Origin of the sequence: Streptomyces sp. NPDC006368, from assembly GCF_040612535.1 — a bacterium.
Lineage (GTDB): Bacteria > Actinomycetota > Actinomycetes > Streptomycetales > Streptomycetaceae > Streptomyces.
The window spans coordinates 1-1771 of sequence record NZ_JBEXQK010000105.1 but is presented as its reverse complement, the minus strand read 5'-3'; the positions used below and the strand labels follow the sequence as shown (position 1 = coordinate 1771).

The following is a 1771-nucleotide window of genomic DNA, read 5'->3' as shown; positions in this document are numbered from 1 at the left end:
ATCACCGTCGAGGCCAAGGGCGAGGTCGCCGCGCTCGCCGGGGTGATCAACACCATGGTCGACACGCTCTCCGCGTTCGCCGACGAGGTGACGCGTGTCGCGCGCGAGGTGGGCACCGAGGGCATGCTCGGCGGCCAGGCCCGGGTGCCCAACGTGGCCGGCACCTGGAAGGACCTCACCGACAACGTCAACTTCATGGCGAACAACCTGACCAACCAGGTCCGCAACATCGCCCTGGTCACCACCGCCGTCGCCAACGGCGACCTGTCGAAGAAGATCGACGTCGACGCGCGGGGCGAGATCCTGGAGCTGAAGACGACCATCAACACGATGGTCGACCAACTGTCGGCGTTCGCCGACGAGGTGACGCGGGTCGCCCGCGAGGTCGGTACCGAAGGACGCCTCGGCGGCCAGGCCGAGGTCGGGGGTGTCTCCGGAACCTGGAAGCGCCTCACGGAGAACGTCAACGAGCTGGCGGGCAACCTCACCCGTCAGGTGCGCGCCATCGCCGAGGTCGCCAGCGCGGTGGCCGAGGGCGACCTGACCCGGTCCATCACGGTCGACGCCTCCGGTGAGGTCGCCGAGCTCAAGGACAACATCAACACGATGGTGGAGTCCCTGCGCGAGACGACCCGGGCCAACCAGGAGCAGGACTGGCTGAAGTCCCACCTCGCCCGCATCTCCGGACTCATCCAGGGACACCGGGACCTCACCGTCGTGGCCGAGCTGATCGTCGACGAACTCACCCCCCTGGTCTCGGCCCAGTACGGCGGGTTCTACCTCGCCGAAGAGACGCCGCAGGGTACCGAGCTGCGGCTGATCGGCTCGTACGGCCGCCCCGCGGGCATGGGCGAGACCCGCTTCAGGCTCGGCGAGTCCCTGGTCGGCCAAGCCGCCCGCAGCCGCCGCACGATCACCGTGGACGGTGTCCCCGGCGACTACATCCGCATCGGTTCCGGGCTCGGCGAGACCGCGCCGGGCAGCCTCGTCATCCTGCCGATCGTCGTCGAGGACCAGGTCCTGGGAGTCATCGAACTCGGCTCCTTCACCCCGTTCACCCCCGTCCACCAGGATTTCCTCCAGCAGCTCATGGAGACGATCGGCGTCAACGTCAGCACCATCGTCGCCAACGCGCGCACCGACGAGCTGCTGGAGGAGTCCCAGCGGCTGACGGCCGAACTCCAGGCCCGGTCCGAGGAGCTCCAGGTGCAGCAGGAGGAGCTCCAGCGCTCCAACGCGGAGCTGGAGGAGAAGGCCGCGCTCCTGGCCGCCCAGAACCGCGACATCGAGACCAAGAACCTGGAGATCGAGCGGGCCCGCCAGGAGCTGGAGACGCGCGCGCAGCAGCTCTCCCTCGCGTCGACGTACAAGTCCGAGTTCCTCGCCAACATGAGCCACGAGCTGCGCACCCCGCTCAACAGCCTGCTCATCCTCGCGCAGCTGCTCGCGCAGAACCCCACACGCAACCTGACACCGAAGCAGGTCGAGTACGCGGGCATCATCCACTCGGCCGGATCGGACCTGCTGCAGCTCATCAACGACATCCTCGACCTGTCCAAGGTCGAGGCCGGCAAGATGGACATCAACCCCGAGCGGGTCCCGCTGCGGCACCTCCTGGACTACGTCGAAGCCACCTTCCGGCCCATGACGACGCAGAAGGGCCTCGACTTCACGATCAGGACGGCCCCCGGGGTGCCGTTCGACCTGCTGACCGATGACTCCCGGCTGCGGCAGGTGCTGCGCAACCTGCTGTCCAACGCGGTCAAGTTCA

1 protein-coding gene is annotated in these 1771 nt (G+C 68.0%); it reads left to right on the top strand.

Annotated elements, in window-relative coordinates:
- Nucleotides 1-1771: HAMP domain-containing protein (locus tag ABZZ38_RS30420; RefSeq protein ID WP_356745775.1), on the top strand; the 1771-nt coding region annotated here is incomplete at both ends.